The organism is Paraburkholderia pallida (assembly GCF_004524855.1).
In the GTDB taxonomy this organism is placed as follows: Bacteria; Pseudomonadota; Gammaproteobacteria; order Burkholderiales; family Burkholderiaceae; genus Paraburkholderia; species Paraburkholderia oxyphila.
In genome coordinates this window covers 1,028,964-1,049,370 of the sequence record NZ_CP038151.1, presented here as the reverse complement: position 1 = coordinate 1,049,370, position 20,407 = coordinate 1,028,964, and the positions used below count along the sequence as shown (strand labels likewise).

The 20,407-nt window shown below is 65.3% G+C and carries 13 protein-coding genes; 3 read left to right on the top strand and 10 right to left on the bottom strand.

Features of this window, described 5'->3' with window-relative positions; translation table 11 throughout:
* Position 1 precedes the first annotated feature (1 nt).
* The 7 genes from E1956_RS39430 to E1956_RS39400 form a co-directional block, all read right to left on the bottom strand.
* Complete coding sequence (locus E1956_RS39430) at positions 2–1,630, bottom strand: efflux transporter outer membrane subunit (protein ID WP_134758729.1); 1,629 nt, start codon at positions 1,628–1,630, stop codon at positions 2–4.
* The gene (locus E1956_RS39425; RefSeq protein WP_134758728.1) at positions 1,627–4,941 is read right to left on the bottom strand and encodes an efflux RND transporter permease subunit; all 3,315 of its coding nucleotides are present in this window, start codon (positions 4,939–4,941) and stop codon (positions 1,627–1,629) included. Before E1956_RS39425 ends, E1956_RS39430 begins: the two co-directional genes overlap by 4 nt.
* Entirely contained in the window at positions 4,938–8,102 is a 3,165-nt protein-coding gene (locus E1956_RS39420) for an efflux RND transporter permease subunit (RefSeq protein ID WP_134758727.1), read from the bottom strand. The genes E1956_RS39425 and E1956_RS39420 overlap by 4 nt, the downstream gene beginning before the upstream one ends.
* A gap of 18 nt (positions 8,103–8,120) precedes the next feature.
* Positions 8,121–9,452, bottom strand: a complete 1,332-nt coding sequence (locus tag E1956_RS39415; RefSeq protein ID WP_134758726.1) for an efflux RND transporter periplasmic adaptor subunit — start codon at positions 9,450–9,452, stop codon at positions 8,121–8,123.
* Between the two features lie 630 nt (positions 9,453–10,082).
* A complete protein-coding gene (locus tag E1956_RS39410; RefSeq protein WP_134758725.1) occupies positions 10,083–11,726 on the bottom strand; it encodes a methyl-accepting chemotaxis protein in 1,644 nt (547 codons plus the stop codon).
* Positions 11,727–11,994: 268 nt separating this feature from the next.
* Positions 11,995–12,468, bottom strand: coding sequence for a VOC family protein (locus E1956_RS39405; protein ID WP_134758724.1), 474 nt, complete (start codon positions 12,466–12,468; stop codon positions 11,995–11,997).
* Between the two features lie 196 nt (positions 12,469–12,664).
* Entirely contained in the window at positions 12,665–13,582 is a 918-nt protein-coding gene (locus E1956_RS39400; protein ID WP_134758723.1) for a LysR family transcriptional regulator, read from the bottom strand.
* Between the two features lie 180 nt (positions 13,583–13,762).
* On the opposite strand from E1956_RS39400, the gene E1956_RS39395 reads away from it, so the two are divergent.
* Positions 13,763–14,536 carry an SDR family oxidoreductase gene (locus E1956_RS39395; RefSeq protein WP_134758722.1) on the top strand — a complete coding sequence of 258 codons (774 nt, stop codon included), beginning with the start codon at positions 13,763–13,765 and terminating at the stop codon, positions 14,534–14,536.
* Between the two features lie 14 nt (positions 14,537–14,550).
* Here E1956_RS39395 and E1956_RS39390 read toward each other — a convergent pair whose 3' ends face one another.
* Positions 14,551–15,435, bottom strand: a complete 885-nt coding sequence (locus E1956_RS39390; protein ID WP_134758721.1) for an AraC family transcriptional regulator — start codon at positions 15,433–15,435, stop codon at positions 14,551–14,553.
* Positions 15,436–15,505: 70 nt separating this feature from the next.
* Here E1956_RS39390 and E1956_RS39385 point away from each other — a divergent pair, with 70 nt between their 5' ends.
* Positions 15,506–17,293, top strand: coding sequence for a BCCT family transporter (locus E1956_RS39385; RefSeq protein WP_269467647.1), 1,788 nt, complete (start codon positions 15,506–15,508; stop codon positions 17,291–17,293).
* 11 nt (positions 17,294–17,304) lie between these two features.
* Positions 17,305–18,261: an alpha/beta hydrolase gene (locus tag E1956_RS39380; RefSeq protein ID WP_134758720.1), complete on the top strand. Its 957-nt coding sequence runs from the start codon at positions 17,305–17,307 to the stop codon at positions 18,259–18,261.
* 53 nt (positions 18,262–18,314) lie between these two features.
* Here the strand turns inward: E1956_RS39380 and E1956_RS39375 are convergent, their stop codons facing one another.
* Together E1956_RS39375 and E1956_RS39370 are read right to left on the bottom strand one after the other, a co-directional pair.
* Positions 18,315–18,884 carry a cytochrome b gene (locus tag E1956_RS39375; RefSeq protein WP_167760270.1) on the bottom strand — a complete coding sequence of 190 codons (570 nt, stop codon included), beginning with the start codon at positions 18,882–18,884 and terminating at the stop codon, positions 18,315–18,317.
* Between the two features lie 230 nt (positions 18,885–19,114).
* Complete coding sequence (locus E1956_RS39370; RefSeq protein ID WP_167760269.1) at positions 19,115–20,398, bottom strand: MFS transporter; 1,284 nt, start codon at positions 20,396–20,398, stop codon at positions 19,115–19,117.
* Positions 20,399–20,407: the final 9 nt, after the last annotated feature.

Below are 20,407 nucleotides of genomic sequence, written 5' to 3'. Positions count from 1 at the left end.
GTCAGGGACTCGGCGCGGAGGTTTGCGGATGACTTGTCGTGTCGTTGGTGGCGTTCGGCGCGGCGGCTGCGTTCGCGCCTGGGCTTTGACTCGCCACCGTGTTGGCATCGGCACGATCGGGATGATGCGGGTCGTGCAGCACGCCCGTCCAGCCGCCGCCCAGATCGCCGATCAGCGCCGCCGAGTCGAGCAGCCGCTGTTGCTGCACGCTGAGCGCGCTTTGCTGCGTGCTCAGTTGCGTGGCTTGCGCCGTGACCACGGTCGTGTAGTCGACCGTGCCCGCCTCATACTCGTTCAGCGTGATCTGCGTGCCGCGGATGGAGTCGCGCACCGCGGCGTCCAGCCGCTCGTTTTGCTGCGCGAGTATGCGCAGGCCCGAGAGATCGTTCTCGACGTTCTGGAACGCCGTGAGCACGGTGCCGCGATAGTTCGCCACCGCTGCGTCGTAGCTCGCGCGCGCGGCCGCGACGTCGCCACTCCGCGCGCCGCCGTCGAAGATCGTCTCCGTCGCGCTCGCCCCGAGCGACCATACGTAGTTGCTGATGTGCAGCAGTCCCGAAAGCGGCGCCTGCGTGAAGCCGTCGAGCGCGGAGAGCGAGATGTCTGGGTAGTACGCGGCCACGGCCACGCCGATGGCCGCATTCGCCGAGGCCATCTGGCGCTCCGCGGTGGAGATGTCGGGGCGCCGCTGCAGCAGCGTGGAGGGCACGCCCGCGGGAATCACCGGCAGGACCGGGAGCCTGGCGTTGTGCGGGATCGTCATGTCCTCGGGATTGCGGCCCACCAGCACCGCGATCGCATGCTCGTATTGCGCCCGCGCGACCCCCAGCGCGATCAGGCTGGCCTGCGCGTTCTCCAGTTGCGTGCGCGCCGTGATGAGGTCGGAGGGCGGCACCGTGCCCGCGCTGTCCTGGTTGCCCACCACGCGCAGCGAAGCCGTGTAGGCATCCACCGTTTGCGTGAGCAGGTCGATATCGGCATCGGTCACGCGCAAGTCGATCACGGCGTTCGCGAGCGCAATCTGTTCGGATAGCTGAGCATTGGCAAGCGTTGCCTCGCTCGCCTGTGCGGTGGCCGACTGCTCCTCGACCTGGCGGCGCACCTTGCCCCAGAAGTCCGGTTCCCAGCTCACGTTGGCTTCGAGCGAGCCCGAGTTGACGATGCTCGCGTGGCCGCCATTGAAGCTGCTCAAGCTCGAACTGGTCGAGCGCTCGCGCGTGGCGGAGCCGGTCACGCCCAGTGTGGGAAAGAGGCTCGCGCGCGCGACGCGCACTTCGGCCAGCGCCTCCTGGTAATTCGCGTAGCTCTGCCGCACGGTCTGGTTCGAGACGGCCACGAGCGGCTCGAGTTCGTCGAGCAGCGGGTCCTGGAAGGCTGTCCACCAGTCGCCCTTCGGGCTTTCGGCGGCGGCGGGCTCGGCCTGGGTCCAGCCGGGCAGCTCCTTCCATTGCGTGGGCACCGCCACCTGCGGGCGATGGTAGTCGGGGCCCACCATGCAGCCGCTCGCGAGCAGCACGAAGGCTAGCGGAAACAATCGGCCAGCCGCTCGCAGGTAGGGCGCGGTTGGCGCGGATTTGCGCGGATGGTCAAGCGAGGCATTGCGCCGCCCCGGGCGTTGAATCGTCTTCATGGTGCGCTCTCATCGGCCTGGCTGTTCCAGGGCAGGCGTGTGGCCCAGCGTGCGAGTCGTGCGCGCAGGCGGTCGAGGAACAGATAAATCACGGGCGTGGTGTAGAGGGTGAATAGCTGCGAGAGCAGCAGGCCGCCCATCACGGTCACGCCGAGCGGCTGGCGCAGCGAGGCGCCCTGGCCGATGCCCACGGCGAGCGGCACGGCGCCGAGCACGGCGGCGAAGGTCGTCATCATGATCGGCCGCAGCCGCACGACGGCGGCCTCGTGAATCGCGTCGCGCGCGTTCTTGCCTTCGTTGCGCTGCAACTGGATGGCGACGTCCACCATCATGATGCCGTTCTTCTTCACGATACCGATCAGCAGGATGATGCCGATCATCGCGATCACCGAGAACGGCGTGCCGAAGATCAGCATGGCCAGAATCGCGCCGATGCCGGCCGAAGGCAGCGTCGAGAGAATCGTGAGCGGGTGGATGGTGTTTTCGTAGAGCACGCCCAGCACGATATAGACGACGGCGAGCGCAGCGAGGATCAGCAGCGGCACCGTGCCCATCGACTGCGCATAGGCCTGCGCCGCGCCCGCGAACTCGCCGTGGATCGAGGCCGGCATGCCGATGTCGCGCTGCGCCTGCTCGATGATCTTGCCGGCCTCGGAGAGCGAGCCGCCCTGGGGCAGATTGAACGAGATCGTGCCGGCCACCTGGCCGCTCTGGTGATTGACCTGGGTGGCCGTGTGGCTCGTGGTCCAGTTCATCAGCGCGGTCACGGGCACCATGGTCTCGGCGGCGGTGCTGTCCGCGCTGCCGCTCGAGCTGCCGCCCTTGCTGTTGGCGATCGAGTTGTTCTGCTGGTTGGCCACGGCGTTCGCGTTGCGCGCGTTGGTGTTGCTGGCCGTGGCGCTGGTGGCGGTGATCGCGCTAAAGGGCGTGACGCCCGAAATCGTGCTGCCCGACATCTGCGTGGAAGCGGCGCCGCTCGCGTTGCCCGCCGCCGTGCTCAGATAGATGCGGTTGAACGACTGCGGATACTGCCAGTATTGCGGGGCCACCTCCATCACCACGAAATACTGGTTGATGGGGTTGTAGATGGTCGAGACGGTGCGCTGGCCGAAGGCGTCATAGAGCACGCTGTCGATCTGGTTCGGGTCGAAGCCGTAGCGCTTGGCCGTCGCGCGGTTCACGGTGACATAGGCCTGCAGGCCGTTTTGCTGCAGATCCGAGTTCACGTCGGTGAGCGTGGTGTGGTACTTGTTCAGCTCGGTGATGAGCTTGGGCACCCACTGGAAGAGCGCATCGGCGTCGTCGCTCGTGAGCGTGTACTGGTATTCCGCCGCCGCCTGCCGCCCGCCGATCTGCAAGTCCTGCTGAGCCTGCAGGAACAGGCGTGCGCCCGAGACCGCATTGAGCTTGGGCCGCAGGCGGTTCACGACTTCGGTGGCCGAGAGCTTGCGTTGCGCGAGCGGCTTGAGCTGGATAAAGACGGTGGCCGAGTTCAGTGCGCGCCCGCCCGTGAAGCCCGCGACCGAGGCCACGGCGGGATCTTTCTGCACGATGTCCTGCAACTGCGCGAGCTTCTGCTCCATCGCCGTGAACGAGATGCTCTGGTCGGCGATGATCTGCCCGATCAGAATGCCCGTGTCCTGCTCGGGAAAGAAGGTGCCGGAGAGCAGGCGCGCAAGAAACACATTGCCGATCAGCAGAGCGACCAAAATGAAGATCGTGAGCCGCGCATGATTGAGCGCGACGTCGAGCGTGCGCGAATAGAACTGCTTGAAGTGGTCGAACTGCGCATTGATCCACTGGCCCACGCGCGAAGGCTCGCGCTCCTTGCGCTCGCGCGCGAGCACATAGGCGCACATGGTGGGCGTGACCGTGAGCGAGACCACGAGCGAGATGACGATCGCGATCGAGAGCGTCATCGCGAACTCGTGAAAGAGCAGGCCGACGATGCCCGGCATCAGCAGGATCGGCAGGAACACGGCAATCAGCGAGAGGCTCATCGAAAGCACCGTGAAGCCCACTTCGCCCGCGCCGCGCAACGCGGCCTCCTTCGGGTCGAGCCCGGCCTCGATATGTCGCACGATGTTTTCGAGCACCACCACGGCGTCGTCCACCACGAAGCCGGTGCCGATGGTGAGCGCCATCAGCGAGAGCGAGTCGATGCTGTAGCCGAGCAGGTACATCGGCCCGAACGAGCCCACGATGGACAGCGGCAGCGCCACGGCGGGAATGAGCGTGGCGCGCGGCGAGAGCAGGAACACGAACACCACGCCGATCACGAGCAGCACGGCGATGAAGAGCGTGCGCTCGGTGTCGGCCACCGAGGCGCGCACCGACTCCGAGCGGTCGATCGCCACGTGCACCTTGATTGTGCCGGGCAGCGCCGCCTCGATCGAGGGCAGGCGCGCCTGGATCTGCTGCACGGTCTTCACGACGTTGCTGCCCGGCATCGGATAGACGATCACGAGCACCGCCGACTTGCCGTTGAAGAGGCCGGCGTTGCGGATGTTTTCGTTCGAGTCGTTCACTGTGCCCACGTCGCGCAGGTACACGGGCGCACCGTTGCGGTAGGCGATGATCACGTCGCGGTAGGGCGCGGCGTTGCTGATCTGGTCGTTCGAGGTCACCACGAAGCGCTGGGCGCCCTGGTCGATGTGGCCTTTCGCGCTGTCCGCGTTGGCCGCGCCGATGGCGGCGCGCACGTCTTCGAGCCCGATGCCGTAGCTATTGAGCTTGCTGGGCTCCAGCTCCACACGCACCGAGGGCAACGCGCCGCCGCCCAGCGTGATCTGCCCCACGCCGTCCACCTGCGAGAGCTGCTGCATGATCACGGAATCGGCGGAGTCGTAGAGCTGCGCCTTGGTGAGCGTCTCGGAGGTGAGCGCGAGCACCATGATCGGCGCGCTCGCGGGGTTGTACTGCCGGTAAGTGGGGTTGCTGCGCAGCGTGGTGGGCAGGTCAGCGCGGGCGGCCTGGATGGCCGCTTCCACGTCGCGCGCCGCGCCGTTGATGTCGCGATTCAGGCCGAACACCACCACGATCAGTGAGGACCCCACATTGTTGATCGAGGTGAGCTGGCTCACGTCGGCGATGGTGCCCAGGCGCCGCTCGAGCGGCTCGGCCACCGTGGAGGCCATCGTCTCGGGGCTCGCGCCCGCCATGTTCGCCTGCACCACGATCACCGGATAGGCGATGTTGGGCAGCGGCGCCACCGGCAGCCGGAAAAAAGCCAGCGTGCCGGCGAGCAGGATCGCGATCGCGAGCAGCGAAGTCGCGACCGGCCGCCGGATGAAGAGCGCCGAGAGGTTCACGGCGTGCCCTCGGGCGCGGGCGGTGCGCTGGTGCCGGGACCGGGGCCCGCATCGCCATCCGTGCCGCTGGCCTGATCACGATTGCGCTTGCGGCCGAAGCGTTCGGCGAGGCGGTCGAAGAACAGATAGATCACCGGCGTCGTGAAGAGCGTGAGCATTTGCGACACCGTGAGGCCGCCGATGATCGCGAGGCCGAGCGGGCGGCGCAGCTCCGAGCCCGTGCCGCTGCCGAGCAGCATGGGCAGCGCGCCGAGCATGGCGGCGAGCGTGGTCATGAGGATCGGCCTGAAGCGCAGCAGCGAGGCCTCGAAGATCGCCTCGCGTGCCGGCTTGCCGTGCACGCGCTCGGCTTCGAGCGCGAAGTCCACCATCATGATGGCGTTCTTTTTCACAATGCCGATCAGCAGCACGATGCCGATGATGCCGATCACGTCGAGGTCCTTGCCCGCGATCATCAGTGCGAGCAGGGCGCCGATGCCGGCGGAAGGCAGCGTCGAGAGAATCGTCACCGGATGGATATAGCTCTCGTAGAGCACGCCCAGCACGATATACACGGCCACGATGGCTGCAATCAGCAGATAGACCTCGCTCGAAAGCGAGTCCTCGAACGCCTGTGCCGCGCCCTGGAACGACGAGGTGATCGAAGGCGGCAGCTTCACGGCGGCCTCGGCCTTGCGGATGTCGGTCACGGCCGCGGAGAGCGAGGCGCCATCGGCGAGATTGAACGAGATCGTCACCGAAGGGAACTGCGCGAGGTGGCTGATCATCAGCGGCGAGCGCGTGATGGTGATGGTCGCGATGCCCTTGAGCGGCACCTGGCCCGACTCCGCGGTCTGGCTCGGCAGATAGATGTCGCCGATCGAATCGACCGTGGGCAGCGACTCGGGCTTGGCCACGAGAATCACGCGGTACTGGTCCGACTGCTGGAAGATGGTCGAGACGATGCGCTGGCCGAGCGCGTCATAGAGCGCGTTGTCGATGGTCGCCGCCGTGATGCCGTAGCGCGCCGCGAGCTGGCGGTTCACCTGCACGTTCACGGAGAGGCCGTCGGTGTTCAGGTCGCTCGTGACGTCGGCAATCGAGGGTATCTGCTTCATGCGCGCGACGAGCGCGGGCACGTATTGCTCGAACGCGTCCTGGCTCGGGCCGCGCAGCACGAAGTTGTACTGGTTGCGCGAGACCGTGGTGTCGAGCGTGAGATCCTGCTCGGGCTGCAGATAGAGGCGGATGCCCGGCACCTTCGCCACCGACTGCTGGATGCGCCGCGCGATCTCCGCGGCGGTTTCGGAGCGGTCGTCGTGCGGCTTCAGGTTGATGAGGAAGCGCCCGTTGTTGAGCGTGTTGTTGATGCCGTCGATGCCCACGTACGAGGTGAGCGAAACCACATCGGGGTCCTTGAGGATTTCCTCGGCGAGCGCCGACTGGCGCCGCACCATCGCCTGATACGAGACCGAGTTGTCGGCCACGCTGATGGCCTGGATCACGCCCACGTCCTGCACGGGGAAGAGGCCTTTGGGTATCACCACGTAGAGGAATCCCGTGAGCGCCACCGTCACCACGGCCACGACGAGCGTGAGCGTCTGGTGGTCGAGCACCCAGCGCAGGCCGCGCTCATAGGCGTTGAGCGTCTTGTTGAAGAGGCCCTCGCTGATGCGCTCGAAGCGGCTCGGATGCCGTTCGGCCTGGGCGCGCAGGATGCGCGCGCACATCATCGGCACGACCGTGAGCGAGACCACCGCGGAGAGCACGATGGTCACCGCGAGCGTGACCGCGAATTCGCTGAAGAGCCGCCCGATCACACCGCCCATGAAGAGCAGCGGAATCAGCACGGCAATCAGCGAGATCGTCAGGGAGAGGATGGTGAAGCCGATCTGCCCCGCGCCCTTGAGCGCCGCCTGCAAGGGTTTGTCGCCTTCTTCCAGATAGCGCACGATGTTCTCGATCATCACGATCGAGTCGTCCACCACGAAGCCCGTGGCGATGATGAGCGCCATCAGCGAGAGATTGTCGATCGAGTAGCCGAGCTCGTACATGAGCGCGAGCGTGCCGATCAACGAGACCGGCACCGAGATGCTCGGAATGATCGTGGCGGGCAGATTGCGCAGGAACACGAAGATCACGGCCACCACCAGCGCCACGGCGAGCACGAGCTCGAAAGCCGCGTCGTCGACCGAGGACTGGATCACGCCCACGCTGTTGGAGACCACCGTGACCTTCATGCCGGCGGGCAGCGTGGCTTCGAGCTGCGGTAGCTGGCGCATGATCTGGTTGACCGTGGCGATCACGTTCGCGCCGGGCTGGCGCTGCACGTTCAGCACGATGGCGGGCGTCTTGTTGTACCACGCGCCGCGCTCGACATCCTGGGCCGCCGTGGACACGCGCGCGACGTCGCGCATGAACACGGGCGAGCCGTTCTGGTAGGCGATGACCGTGTCTTCGTAGTCCTTCGGGTCCGAGATCTGGTCGTTCGAGTTGATCGTGTAGTCGAGCTCGGGGCCGTCGAAGTTGCCCTTCGGCGCGCTGATGTTCACATTGGCGAGCAGCGTGCGCAGGTCGTCGAGATTCAGGCCGTAGGCGGCGAGCTTCTGCGGGTCGGCTTCCACGCGCACGGCGGGCACGTTGCCGCCCGCGGTGCTCACGAGACCCACGCCCGGCACTTCGGAGATCTTGGTGGCGAGCCGGTTGTTGGCGGCGTCCTGCAGCTGCGTGAGCGACATCGACTGCGAGGTCACCGCGAGCGTGAGTATGGGCTGGTCGGCGGGATTGACCTTCGCGTAGGTCGGCGGCGCGGGCAGGCCGCTCGGCAGGAAGCTGTTGGCCGCGTTGATGGCCTGCTGCACGTTCTGCTCGGCCACGTCGAGGTTCAGCGAGAGGTCGAACTGCAGCGTGATGACCGAGGCGCCCTCGGAGCTGTACGAGACCATCTGCTGCAGGCCCGGTATCTCGCCCAGCTGCACTTCGAGCGGCGCCGTGACCGTGGTGGCCATGACGTTCGGGCTCGCCCCGGGGTAGAAGGTCTGCACCTGAATGGTCGGGTAGTCGACCGAGGGCAGCGACGACACCGGCAGGAACTTCATCGCCACGAGGCCGACCAGCACCATCGCGATCATCAGCAACGAAGTCGCGACGGGCCGCAGAATGAAGAGACGCGAGATATTCATCGGCGCAAGGGCTGCGGATCAGGACGCCTGCGCGCCGGTGGATTGAGAGGCGGCGCTCGCCCCGGAGGCCGGCGGCAGCGGTTTTGCGTGGGCGTGCGAGGCGTTGCCCATGCGTGCCGCGCTCGCGCCATGGGCGCCACTGGCCGCGCCGGCTGCGCGAGGGTTGCCCGAGGAGGGCTGGATCTTCGCGCCGTCGTTGAGGCGGTCGAGCCCGTCGGTCACCACGCGCTGACCCGCCGCGAGGCCCTCGACGATCACCGTGTGCTGGCCGTCGCTCGGGCCCAGCGTGACCTTGTGGACGGACACCGTGTTGTTGGCGTTGACGAGATACACATAGTCGCCGGGCGCGCCGGTCTGCACGGCGGGCGTGGGCACGAGCACGGCGTTGTCCATCGTGTCCACGAGCAGCTTCACGTTCACGAACTCGTTGGGGAACAGCGCCTCGTCGTCGTTGGGCACGCTCGCGCGCAGCGTGACCGTGCCGGTGGCCGTGGCCATCTGGTTGCTGATCGCGTAGAGCATGCCGGTGGCGAGCTGCCTGGTGTTGTCGCTGCTGTAGACCGTGATCGGCAGCTGCGCGCCCGCGTTGACACGCTGCAGCACGTCCGAGAGCGAATTCTGCGGCACCGTGAACTGCACCGTGGTGGGCTTCATCTGAGTGATGACGGCGATGCCGGTGGAGCTCGACGCTGTCACGTAGTTGCCCGGATCGACGAGGCGCAGGCCCACGCGCCCGGACACGGGCGCGGTGATACGGCAGTAGATGAGATCGAGCTCGAATTGCTTGATGTTGGCAATGTCGGACTTCACGGCCGCCTCGTCCTGGGCGACGAGGAACTTCTGATCGGTATAAGTTTGCTCGGCGATCGACTGCTTTTCGTGCAGCTGCGTGTAGCGTTCGAGGTCGGCGCGCGCCTGCGCGAGCGAGGCGCGGTCCTTGGCCAGTTGCGCTTCGGCCTGCTCCTTGCTGATCTCGTACTGGCGCGGATCGATCTGCGCGAGGAACTGGCCTTTCACGACGTCCTGGCCTTCGCGGTAGCCGACTTCGGTGAGATAGCCGCTCAGTTGCGGCAGCACCGTGACGGTGGCGACCGGCGTGACCGTGCCGAGCGCGTCGAGCGTCACTGGCATCGCGCCGAGCGTGGCGGGCGCAACGGTCACGACCTGCGGGGCGGCGGCGCGCACGGGCTTCTTGCCGCGCAGCACATGCATGACCACGAGTGCGATCAGCGCCAGCACGATCAGCGCGAGGATCCAGCGCCCGCGCCGCTTGCGCTGCGGCGGGGCGTCGGGTGCCCTGGGCGGTGTGGGGGCTTGCGGGGCAGCAGGGTGGTTTGGCGTGTCGCTCATGACAGTCTCCGGCGGGCCGCCCCAAGGAGACTGGCCGCACCCTTGGGGGGCAGCGAACGCAGTGAACGTGGGGGTTGTTTCATGCCAGTCTCCCAGAGGTGCCGACGATCCATGCAGCGCGCGTGCTCGCGCGGGTGCGGGGGCCAGGTGCGGAACACTTCGGCTGGGCCGCCAGGGCGCCGTGCCGGTTGTCGTCGGTTCGCATACGCATACGCATACTCGTGGTTGTTGTTTGCAGCCGTTGCTGAACGCGTTCGGGCTTCGAGGGCCGGACCGCGAATGCCGGAAACTTGCAGTCTAACCAACTCGCGCGCTAATTTCGAAACGTCAGGTAATTGAAAGATTTTGCCGCGTTACATGGGCCGGCTTTCGTCATTCGACGTTACATATGGCTGGGTCGTGCGGGATAGCGGTAAGCGATGGAAAGCGCCGGCAACATGCAGTGCGCACGCTACCTGGCAATCCTTGCAAATTGCTTTCGATCGACGCCAATCCCTGCGTTGCCGCAATGTCGGGCGTCCATCGAGCGGGGGAGTGAGGGGATCGTCGAACCGGGCGCGCGGTGTCGTGCTGCCAGATCGAATCGACGGACCGTCATTGCGACGGCCCGTGGGTTGGCGTTTTGTGGGTTCAGGCGCTCATCGATTCGAGCGCGCGCCAGGCGGGGGCAGCGGTGGAAGCGCTCGAGCGAGTCTGGACAGGACGCGCGGCAAGCGTGCCTGTTGCCAGGCGGAAAACGGCCACAATGCGCCCAAGCTCCGCGCCCTGATGGTCGAGCGACTGTGCCGCGGCGGCCGCCTCTTCGACCAGCGCCGAGTTTTGCTGGGTGACCTGATCCATCTGCATGACCGCCTGACTGACCTGCTCGATGCCGCGCGTCTGCTCATGGGACGCCGCCGCGATCTCGGCAATGATCTCCGTGACACGGTTGATCGCTTGCGCAACGTCGGACATGGTCTTGCCCGCCTCGCCGGCTTCGGCCGTGCCGCCCCGGATCTCCTCGACCGAAGCATGAATGAGATCGCGGATTTCCTTGGCGGCGGTCGAGGCCCGCTGCGCGAGGCTGCGCACTTCGCCCGCAACGACGGCGAAACCGCGTCCCTGCTCGCCCGCGCGAGCGGCTTCCACCGAGGCATTCAACGCCAGGATGTTGGTCTGGAAAGCAATGCCTTCGATGATGCCCGTGATCTCGCCGATCTTGTCCGAGCTCCGGCTGATGTTGCCCATGGTCGCCACGACGCGGTTCACGACCTCGTTGCCCTTGACCGTCACCGCCGACGCGCTCGAGGCCAACTGGCTGGCCTGGCGCGCATTGTCGGCGTTTTGCCGGACGGTCGAGGTCAGCTCCTCCATGCTCGATGCCGTCTCTTCGAGCGATGCCGCTTGCTCCTCCGTGCGCGAAGACAGGTCCGCGTTGCCGGTCGCGACCTCGTTGGCCGCCGTCATGATGGAGTCTGCCGACGATTTGATGCCCGATACCACCTCGACAAGGCGGGCCTGCATGAAGGACAGCGCCTGTAACAAGGCGCCCGATTCGTCCTTGCTCGTGGCCGTGATGGTGGAGGTCAGGTCGCCCTTGGCGATGTTCTGGGCGAGGTGCACGGCCTCGCGTATCGGCCGTGCGATAAGGCGTGCAATCCAGCCGGCCAGCAGGGCGCTGATCACCGCCGCCATGAGCGTGCCGATCACGAGCGCGGCCTGGGTCCGCGTTTGCAGCGACTCGACCTCCGCCGCGCGAACCGTGAGGAGCGACGCCTCATTGCCCGCAATCTCCTGGATCGTCGCGCGCATGGCGTCCATTTGGGCTTTGCCCGAGTCCTGCTTGAAGCCGCCGATCAAGGCGTCGAGCGTGAGCTGGTTTGCATTGACGGCTTTTCTCCTCGAAAGCAGGTCCGCGGCGAAGCTCGATGCCCAACTGGCCTCCTGTGCCTCCAGTCGGTTCAGCCGCTCCTGCTGCTTTGCGTTGTCGCTGGTGAGCGAGCGCGCCTGGGCGAGGTGCTGCCTGAAGGCATCGGTGCCCTTTTCATAGGGCTCCAGCATGGTTGTGTCGCCGACTATCGCGTATCCGCGCAGACCGGTTTCCATATTGACGAGGCTTTCAGTTAATCCGCGTGTTTCATCGATGACCTGCCAGGTGTGAATATTCCACTTGTTCGCTTCGGTCACGGATGTAAAGAACGAATAGAAAACCACACCCAGTATCACCAGGACGCTGACGACCAGGCCAAACGCGCTGTATAGCTTGACTGCAATAGGCAAATTCGAGAATTTCATGGGTCCCTCGGAGGAAATCACCGCTTGCAGCTCTCGGATAGTTTTTATGGGTAGCTTTAAGCGGACTGCCGGCTTAAATATCGGCGCATTCCTTCGGGGATTCCGCCGACAAACGATGCCTTACTCCGGGGTAAACGGCGGCCGTGGAGGACGCTTTATAGCGTCCCTTAATAGTTATTATTGGAGTCGGGAGTCAAGCCGATTGGCTGTGACCCGATCGACGAGCCACCCGGGGAAACGGGTGTGCTCGCATCGATCGGCGGCGTATTTAGCCCGCCGTGCCCGCATAAGCCGCTCTCAATGCGGCCACATCGAACTTCACCATCGACATCATGGCGTTGGCCACGCGAGCGGCCTTGACCGGGTCGGAGTCGGCCATCATGCGCATCAGATCGTCGGGAACGATCTGCCATGCGATACCGAAGCGGTCTTTGAGCCAGCCGCATTCGAGCGGCGCGCCGCCGCCTTCGAGCAGCGCATTCCAGTAACGGTCGAGCTCGGCCTGATCGGCGCAATTGACCATGAGGGAGATCGAGAGGTTGAACGCTTCGGGCTGCCCGGAGCTCATGGCAAAGAACGGCTGCCCAAACAGCACGAAGTCGACGACTTTGGTGGCTCCGGCGCTGGGCACCGGGGTGACCCGGATGATGCGCGAATCCGGAAAGATTTTCGTGTAGAAAGCCGCGGCCTCTTCGGCTTGCGTGGAATACCAGAGAAAAGGCGTGATCTTTTGAATCGTCATGAGGGATCTCCTGTCGAAATTCGCGGGCGAGCCGCGTGGCGCCATTCGAACGACGGACGAAGACTAACAAAATAGACACTGCAGGACGAAAAATCCCGCTCTTTTACGAAATTAGCTGCCGCGGGTATGACCCCGATTGACTTATTGCGTAGCGGGCGCACGACAGCCGCGATATCGGCATGTGCATATGCGTGGCTCAATCGCCCTTGCCGTGCGTGCAGCACTCGCGTTTCACGAGATTCACGAGCCAGTCCGCGAATACCTGGAAGCGGCGGGACAGATGCTGGCGGTGCGGGTAGAGCAGCGTAACCGGCATCGGCGCGGCGCGATATTGCGGCAGCACTTCGACGAGCTCGCCCGCCCGAATATGCTCCTCGACGTCATAGGCCGGGATCTGGATGAGCCCGAGTCCCGCGAGGCAACAGGCGATGTAGGTCTCGGCGTTGTTGACCGTGACGCGGCCGTTGGTGTCGAGCGTCCTGATCGTCTCGCCATCGACCCATTCCCACGGCGCGAGCCGCCCGCTCGAGGGTGACGCATAGCCTATAGGCGCGTGGCTCGCGAGGTCGTCGGGACGGTGCGGGACGCCGTGCCGTGCGAGCCACGCTGGGCTCGCGACGTTGATGAGCGTGAGCTCGCCAATCGGGCGCGCAATCAGGCCGGAGTCGCTGAGCTTGCCGACGCGCAGCGCGCAATCGATGCGTGCCTCGACCAGATCGACCGCGCGATCGGTGGTGCCGAGCTCGACGTCGATTTGCGGCCAGGCATCGAGGAAGTCGGGTAGCGCGGGCGCAACGATCAGGCGTCCTATGCGGTCGGGCATGTCGACCCGCAATGTGCCGCCGGGTGTGAAGCTTGCTTCGCGGAACAGGTTTTCGGTTTCCTCCATGTCGGCAATCAGCCGCAGACACCGGTCATAGAGGGCCGCGCCGTCCTGGGTCGTCGTGACTTTGCGCGTCGTTCGGTTCAACAAGCGCGTGCCTACCCGGTTCTCCAGCTCCTGAATAGCCGCCGAGACGGAAGAGCGGGGCATGCCGAGCGTCTGTGCGGCACGCGTGAAGTTCGCGCATTCGACGACGCGGGTGAACACACGAAAAAGGTCGATGCGGTCCATGGTTGCCAGCCGGCCGGCGCGCGTTCGATGGGGCGGAAGCGGCGCCGCGATGGGGTGGAAATTGGTCGAGTTTTCTGACCGATCTGGTCAGAAATAGGGCCTTTATAGACGATAAGTCGAACTTTATCATGTGCCGCAGAGGTGGCTGCACCGGGCAGCCGACCCGTTCGGAGAGTAGAGATGGCGAACCATGACATCAAGGGCAAGACCGTGCTGATTGCCGGCGGCGCCAAGAATCTCGGCGGCCTCGTCGCGAGGGACCTGGCCGCACAGGGTGCGAAGGCGGTCGTGATTCATTACAACAGCGCCAGCACGAAAGCCGCTGCCGAGGAAACGGCCGCCGCGGTCAAGCAGGCCGGCGCCGAGGCGCTCACGCTCCAGGCGGACCTCACGAGCGCGGCCGCGGTCGAGAAGCTGTTCACGGATGCCGTTGCGGCGGTCGGGCGTCCGGACATCGCGATCAACACGGTGGGCAAGGTGTTGAAGAAGCCGTTCACGGAGATCACCGAAGCCGAGTATGACGAAATGGCCGCCGTGAATTCCAAAACCGCGTTCTTCTTTCTGCGCGAAGCGGGCCGGCACGTCAACGACAACGGCAAGATCGTCACGCTCGTGACTTCGCTGCTCGGCGCGTTTACGCCGTTCTACGCGGCCTATGCGGGCACCAAGGCGCCCGTCGAGCACTTCACGCGTGCGGCCGCAAAGGAATTCGGCGAACGCGGAATTTCGGTGACGGCGGTCGGGCCCGGCCCGATGGATACGCCGTTCTTCTATCCCGCCGAAGGCGAGGACGCGGTGGCGTATCACAAGACGGCCGCGGCGCTCTCGAAGTGCTCGAAGACGGGGCTGACCGACATCGAGGATGTCGTGCCGTTCATCCGCCATCTCGTGAGCGACGGCTGGTGGATCACGGGGCAGACCATCCTGATCAACGGCGGGTACACCACGAAATAAGGACGTTGGCGTGGCTAGTGCGCCGGGGCGGTGTCGGCGCCGCCATGGCCATCTGCGTGCCCGAGCGTTTCCTCGGGGCCGTATTCGCTGGGCGGCACGCCCAGCTCGCGCCGGAACATGTCGCTGAAGCTGCTGGGCAGATAGCCGAGCTCGCGCGCCACGGCGCTCACGGACTGGCCTTCGGCGAGCCGCGACACCGCAATCGCGAGCTGCACCTGGCGCCGCCATTGCGCAAAGCCCACGCCCAGCTCGCGTGTGAAGAGGCGCGCGAGCGTGCGCACGCTCGCGCCCACCTGCGCGGCGTGCTGCTCGAAGGCGATCTCGTTCGACGGATTGTCGATCACCGCACGGCACAGCATGGCGAGGCGCCGGTCGGCGGCACCAGCAGTGCCGCTTGTGCCCGATACGCCCGCTGCGGCTGATACACCCGCTGTGCCGGTGGCATCCGGCAGCGGAATCCGCAGCGACGAGCGCCTCGCGTGAGCGAGCTCCATCGCCGCGAGCTGCGAGGCGGCGGCGAGCCAGGCCTCATCGCGTTCGTGCTCGCTTTCGGCGATGGTCTTGATCAGCTCGCGCAGCAGGCCATCGATCTGGAACACCTCGCACTGCTTGCTCAGGTGGCCGATGTCGCGCTCGTGGAGGTAGAGATTGCGCATCTCGACGGCGCTCATCATATGGATCGCGTGCGGCGTGCCCGGCGGCAGCCAGACCGCGCGCTGCGGCGGCACGACGAGCGCTTCGCGGCCCGTTTCGACCCACATCACGCCCGAAACGGCATAGAGGACCTGGGCCCAGGCATGCGAGTGCGGCTCGATGTGCAGGCCGCGCGGGTAGTGGCGGGCGAGCGCGCGGGAGAGACCCGGGGCGTCGGTCAGGGGCGGCGGGGCGGCTTCAGGCATGGGGGGCGTGCGGGCAGCTCGGGTGGGCGTGAACAGGCCCTACGCTAGCACGACTTCAGGTGCGGTTCGAGTGAGCGTCAAGCCCATGGGCTCGGGCGGAGATGCCCGCTGGCGCTCGGCCGCCATGCGTTGCGCATTCTTCACGATTCGTGTTGCAAGGATTTACGGATCGCCTGTCTATAGCCGAAATGTCTTGCGGGATACTAGCCTCCGAATTTCTGCGGACACCTACAAGGCGGCGCGACACGCGGAAGCCTCGAATAAAGGAGACACCTTGGGCAATACCCGATCCAGCCGGCGCGATATGCCGCTCACCCTGATCAGCCTGTCGATCATCTTCTTGTCGGTGGGAGGGCTGGCGGCCTTTCCCAAGCAATCGATCGCCGGCGCGGAGCAGGTCCTGTACTGGTGCACCACGATCTTTGCATCGCCGGTTCTGCTATTTGCATTTTGTTCGTCGATCTTCGTGATCGGGCTGGCCCTCAGCAAGTACGGCAAGATCCGGCTGGGCGAGGGTGCGCCGGAATACTCGACGCTCTCGTGGATTTTCATGTTCATCCTCTCCGGTCTGGGGTCCTCGTCGCTGTACTGGGGCTTTCTCGACTGGGCGTACTACTATCAGACGCCGGGATTGAACCTGCCGCCCGAGTCGCAGCAGGCGCTCAAATTCAGCGTCGCCTATTCGTTCTTCCATTCCGGACTGAGCGCCTGGGCGATCTACGCGGTTGGCGCCGTGGCCATGTGCTATCACTTCCACGTTCGCAAGAACAAGGGGCTGGGCCTCGCCTCCGTGATCGAGGCAATTACGGGCTGCCGCGCGAGCGGTCCGGTCGGCCGCTTGATCGACTTGCTGTTCATGCTGTGCATGTTCGGAGCCCTGACTATTTCACTGGTGCTCACCGCCACGACTTTCTCGAGGCTGCTGGCCACGCTGACCGGCCTTCCGGACACGTTTACGACGCAGGTGATCATCATCCTCGCGGTGTCGGTGCTGTTCACGATCAGTTCGTGGGTGGGCATGGACGGCGGCATGAAGCGGCTCAGCCATATGGTGTGCTGGGGCGTGGTGGCGTTGACGATCTACATCTATCTTGCCGGCCCGACCCAGTTCATCACCAGCAATACGCTCTCGAGCCTCGGGCTGATGTTGACCAACTTCGTCGACATGAGCCTGTTCACCGATCCCATGGGCGACGGCAAATTCACCCGCGAGTGGACGGTGTTTTACTGGCTCTGGTGGATCTCCTATGCGCCGGGCGTGGCGCTGTTCGTGACCCGCGTCTCGCGCGGGCGCACCATTCGGGAAGTCATCCTCGCGATGCTGCTGGGCGGCTGCGTGGGCGTGTGGTTCGTATTCGGCGTGCTCGAGAACTACAGCCTGCACAATTTCATGAACAGCGTTGTCAACGTGCCGGGCGTGTTGAGCCACCAGGGCGGCGAACTGGCGATCAGCATGCTGCTCGACCAGCTGCCGGCCGGCCGCATTGTGATGACGTTCTTCCTGTTCGTGATGGCGATCTTCCTCGCGGCGCACATGGACGCCGTGGGCTATGCGGTGTCGGCCACCTGCACCCGCGATCTGGCCGAAGGCGAAGACCCTGCGCCCGCCGACCGCCTGTTCTGGTGCATCATGCTCACGCTGGTGCCGCTGGCGATGATCTTCTCCAAAGCGCCGCTCAATACCATGAAGACGGCGGTGATCGTGACGGCCATTCCGTTCCTTGTCGTGCTGCTGCTCAAGGCGTACGGCCTGCTCAAGTGGCTGCGCGAGGACTACGGCCATGTGCCGGGGCATCTGATCGAAGAGCGCAACGCGTCGCCGGACATGGTGGCGACCGACAGGCAACGGGTCGGCTGAGCGAGGACATCATGCAAAAGCACTACCCACTCAGCGACGCGATGCGCGAGTTCGTGGAGACGAGCGGCCGCTTCGTTGCCGCTGACGACAGCGTGAAGGCCATGCGGGATGCTTACGACGCGCTGTGCCGACACTTCACGCCTGAGCGCGACGCACGCCTCGTGATTGAAGATCAGGCCATCGTCGGGTCGGAGCGGCATATTCCGGTGCGCATCTATCGTCCGTCGGGCGAAGCGCCCGCGCAGGGCTGGCCGTGCGTGTTGTATCTGCACGGCGGCGGCTGGGTCGTGGGCGGTCTGGATTCGCACGAGTTCATCACGGCGCCGCTGGCGCGCGATTTGTCCGCAGTGGTCGTCGTGGTGGACTACCGCATGGCGCCCGAGCATGTGTTTCCGGCTGCATTCGACGACTGCCTGGCAGCGTGGCGGCATCTGCAGATGCAGCGTGAAGCCTGGGGAATCGATACGTCCCGCGTGGTGGTCGCAGGCGACAGCGCGGGCGGCAATCTGGCAGCGGCGTTGTGCCTGGAGATCGCGCGGATGGGCGGTGTGGCGCCGCTTGGGCAAGCGCTGATTTACCCGGGGCTGGGCACGGATCATAGTCTTCCGTCCTTCCGTGACAATGCCGACGCACCGTTGCTAAGCACTGCCGATGTGGAGTATTTCCTGCGCGTCTACGCGCCCGATTCGGCCAGCCACAAGGACCCGCGTCTCGCACCGCTGGCGGCGCCGTCGTTGGGCGGCTTACCGCCGGCGTTCGTGGCGGTAGCCGAGTTCGATCCTTTGTGTGACGACGGACAACAGTATGTCGAGCGCTTGCGCGCGGCGGGCGTGCCTGCGCAGTTTCATCTCGGCCGTGGATTGCTGCACGGCTGCATGCGGGCGATGGCGCGCTGCCCCGAGACGGCCCGGTTGTATGAGGCGTTTGTCAAGGCGATAGCGGCGATGCTCGCAAGCCCGAGAGCCTAGGGCAAGTAGCGGCACGTTGACGTGAGCGCCTTCGTGGGGAAGGCGCTCACTCCTTAAAGCATCCTGCGCAACACATCATTACGCGCAATCCACTGGTGCTTGACGACCGCGAGCACATGCAGCACGACCAGTCCTGCCAGCAGCGCGCAACTTGCGCGGTGCACCGCGAATAATGCGTCGGTTAGCGGGCCTTTCTGGAACGGCGTGTGAATCTCAAAGAGGCCAAGGAACGTATAGCCGTTCGGGACCATCAAGAAGCCGCTTGCGAGCACGGCAAACATCGTGAGGTAGAGCACGCCGTGTACACCATGCGCGAGCAATTGCTGCCGCGCCGATACGCCGTGCATCGCACGAGGTTCGGCCCGAACCAGCTTCCAGCCCGCTCGAAACGGAAACAGGACGATGAGCACCGTTCCGATAGACATGTTCAGTTGGGACAGAAAATGATGCACGGGGCCATTGGCAAGGCGCGTGAGCGTATAACCCGCCACGCTCGCATAGACGATGCAGGCGGCAAAGGTCCAATGAAAGAATCGCGCAAGGCCGTCGTAGCGGTCGCGGGCGGGGCGGCGCTGTAGCCGGTTGAAGCCGAGCCTGCCCGAGCGAGCATCGGACGCGGCCATGGAGAGCGCCTCGCCCGTGTGAGGACGGCATTGCATTGCCGCTGGCGGCATCCGGTTCGCGCGCATCTTTTAGTCCAGGTTCGTCAGGCCATGTCGAGACTTCGGCGTGCGTTCCGTGCATGGCTCACTCATCACCCGAACCGCGTGTGATTAGCATGGGATCGCCCCGTCGATCTGCGGCGCATCGTACCGGCTCGATCTTCGTCCGTCAATAAAGATGCGAATGACTGCTATTTGCATTTACGTTTTGCTTTAGGGCCTATTTCATCGAGCTTGCGTTGAGGTCTTTTGGCATGCGCGAGAGCTAGCGTGGCGGCGCTCATCGCGACGATGACGCCTGCGCCCAGATCCACGGCCATGCCCAGTCCGTGCACCGTGGCAACGCGGCCCAGGATCGGTGCGAGCAGGCCGACGGCCAGATAACCGAGGAGATACAGCGCCGACAGGGTGCCGCCTCGTCGTTCAGCGGAAGTTGCGCCGTTGATGACTTCCAGGGCGCTCAGAAACAGCAGGCTGTAGCCGGCACCCGTCATGGCGGTCGCAGACAGGAAGAGCGTCATAGCGTGAAAGGCGGAAGCGGCCGCGAGCAACGCCGTGCCCGCGCCGGACGCCGCGGCGCCCGCCATCATTGCCGTCCGCGTCGACAGAGACTGGGTGAACAAGCTCACGACGCCGGACGTGATGGCGAAGACCGCGAGAATCGAGCCGTTGACGAGCGTGTTCGGGGATTGGACGAGGTCGTGCGCGATTTGCCCGCCGAGCGACAGGATCATGACGCCGTGGGTATAGGCGGTCGTCATGGCAAGCGCGGCAACCATGAAGGCTTTGCGCTCGCTCCGGGGCAGAGATGGCAGGCGGGGCGTCCAGCCGCCTGCTGCGCGGCTCCCGGCAGGCTGGGGAAGGAACCACGTGACGATGAACAAGGCTGCGATCAGAAGGGCCAGCAGCCAGAAAACCAGATGCAAGGGCCAAGGGGCGTATTGCGTCAGCGCGCCGCCAATGATGAGCGCCGCTGCGAAGCCGGCGGCCTGGGCGGCCGTGGCAATCACGGAGGCTCGCCGGGGCGCATTGTCTTCATTGAATTCGACCATCGCCGCTGTGGACGGCCCGGCGCTCAGCCCCACGCCTACGCCCATGAATGCCCTCGCCACGAAAAGCCATGGGACAGCGTGCGCCAGCGCAAGGGTCAGCGCGCCGAGGAAAGAGGCGCCCAGACCCAGCAGCATTGTCGCCCGCCGGCCAATCTGGTCGGACAGGCCGCCGAACAGGATCAGCACGCTGACGACCACGACCGGGTAGATAGCGAAGATTTCGGCCGTGGTCGTCGGCGTGAGGTGCCATTCGCTGGCGTAGAGCCGGTAGGTCATCGCCGGCGCCGCGCTGGTCCAGAGGGTATGCGCGACCACGCCGGCCGAGACCCAGAAGCTGGCCCGGCGCCCGAGCGCGACACGCGTGTGTCGACCGGTGCTCCCGCCGCGCAGCGCGGGAACGTTCGGACAGGCTGCATGGTTCATGGCCGTCTC

Excerpts from the sequence above, each read along its gene's own strand:
- E1956_RS39430 (WP_134758729.1), bottom strand. The coding sequence starts at position 1,630 with ATGAAGACGATTCAACGCCCGGGGCGGCGCAATGCCTCGCTTGACCAT.
- E1956_RS39420 (WP_134758727.1), bottom strand. The coding sequence starts at position 8,102 with ATGAATATCTCGCGTCTCTTCATTCTGCGGCCCGTCGCGACTTCGTTG.
- E1956_RS39415 (WP_134758726.1), bottom strand. The coding sequence starts at position 9,452 with ATGAGCGACACGCCAAACCACCCTGCTGCCCCGCAAGCCCCCACACCG.
- E1956_RS39410 (WP_134758725.1), bottom strand. The coding sequence starts at position 11,726 with ATGAAATTCTCGAATTTGCCTATTGCAGTCAAGCTATACAGCGCGTTT.
- E1956_RS39405 (WP_134758724.1), bottom strand. The coding sequence starts at position 12,468 with ATGACGATTCAAAAGATCACGCCTTTTCTCTGGTATTCCACGCAAGCC.
- E1956_RS39400 (WP_134758723.1), bottom strand. The coding sequence starts at position 13,582 with ATGGACCGCATCGACCTTTTTCGTGTGTTCACCCGCGTCGTCGAATGC.
- E1956_RS39395 (WP_134758722.1), top strand. The coding sequence starts at position 13,763 with ATGGCGAACCATGACATCAAGGGCAAGACCGTGCTGATTGCCGGCGGC.
- E1956_RS39390 (WP_134758721.1), bottom strand. The coding sequence starts at position 15,435 with ATGCCTGAAGCCGCCCCGCCGCCCCTGACCGACGCCCCGGGTCTCTCC.
- E1956_RS39380 (WP_134758720.1), top strand. The coding sequence starts at position 17,305 with ATGCAAAAGCACTACCCACTCAGCGACGCGATGCGCGAGTTCGTGGAG.
- E1956_RS39375 (WP_167760270.1), bottom strand. The coding sequence starts at position 18,884 with ATGGCCGCGTCCGATGCTCGCTCGGGCAGGCTCGGCTTCAACCGGCTA.
- E1956_RS39370 (WP_167760269.1), bottom strand. The coding sequence starts at position 20,398 with ATGAACCATGCAGCCTGTCCGAACGTTCCCGCGCTGCGCGGCGGGAGC.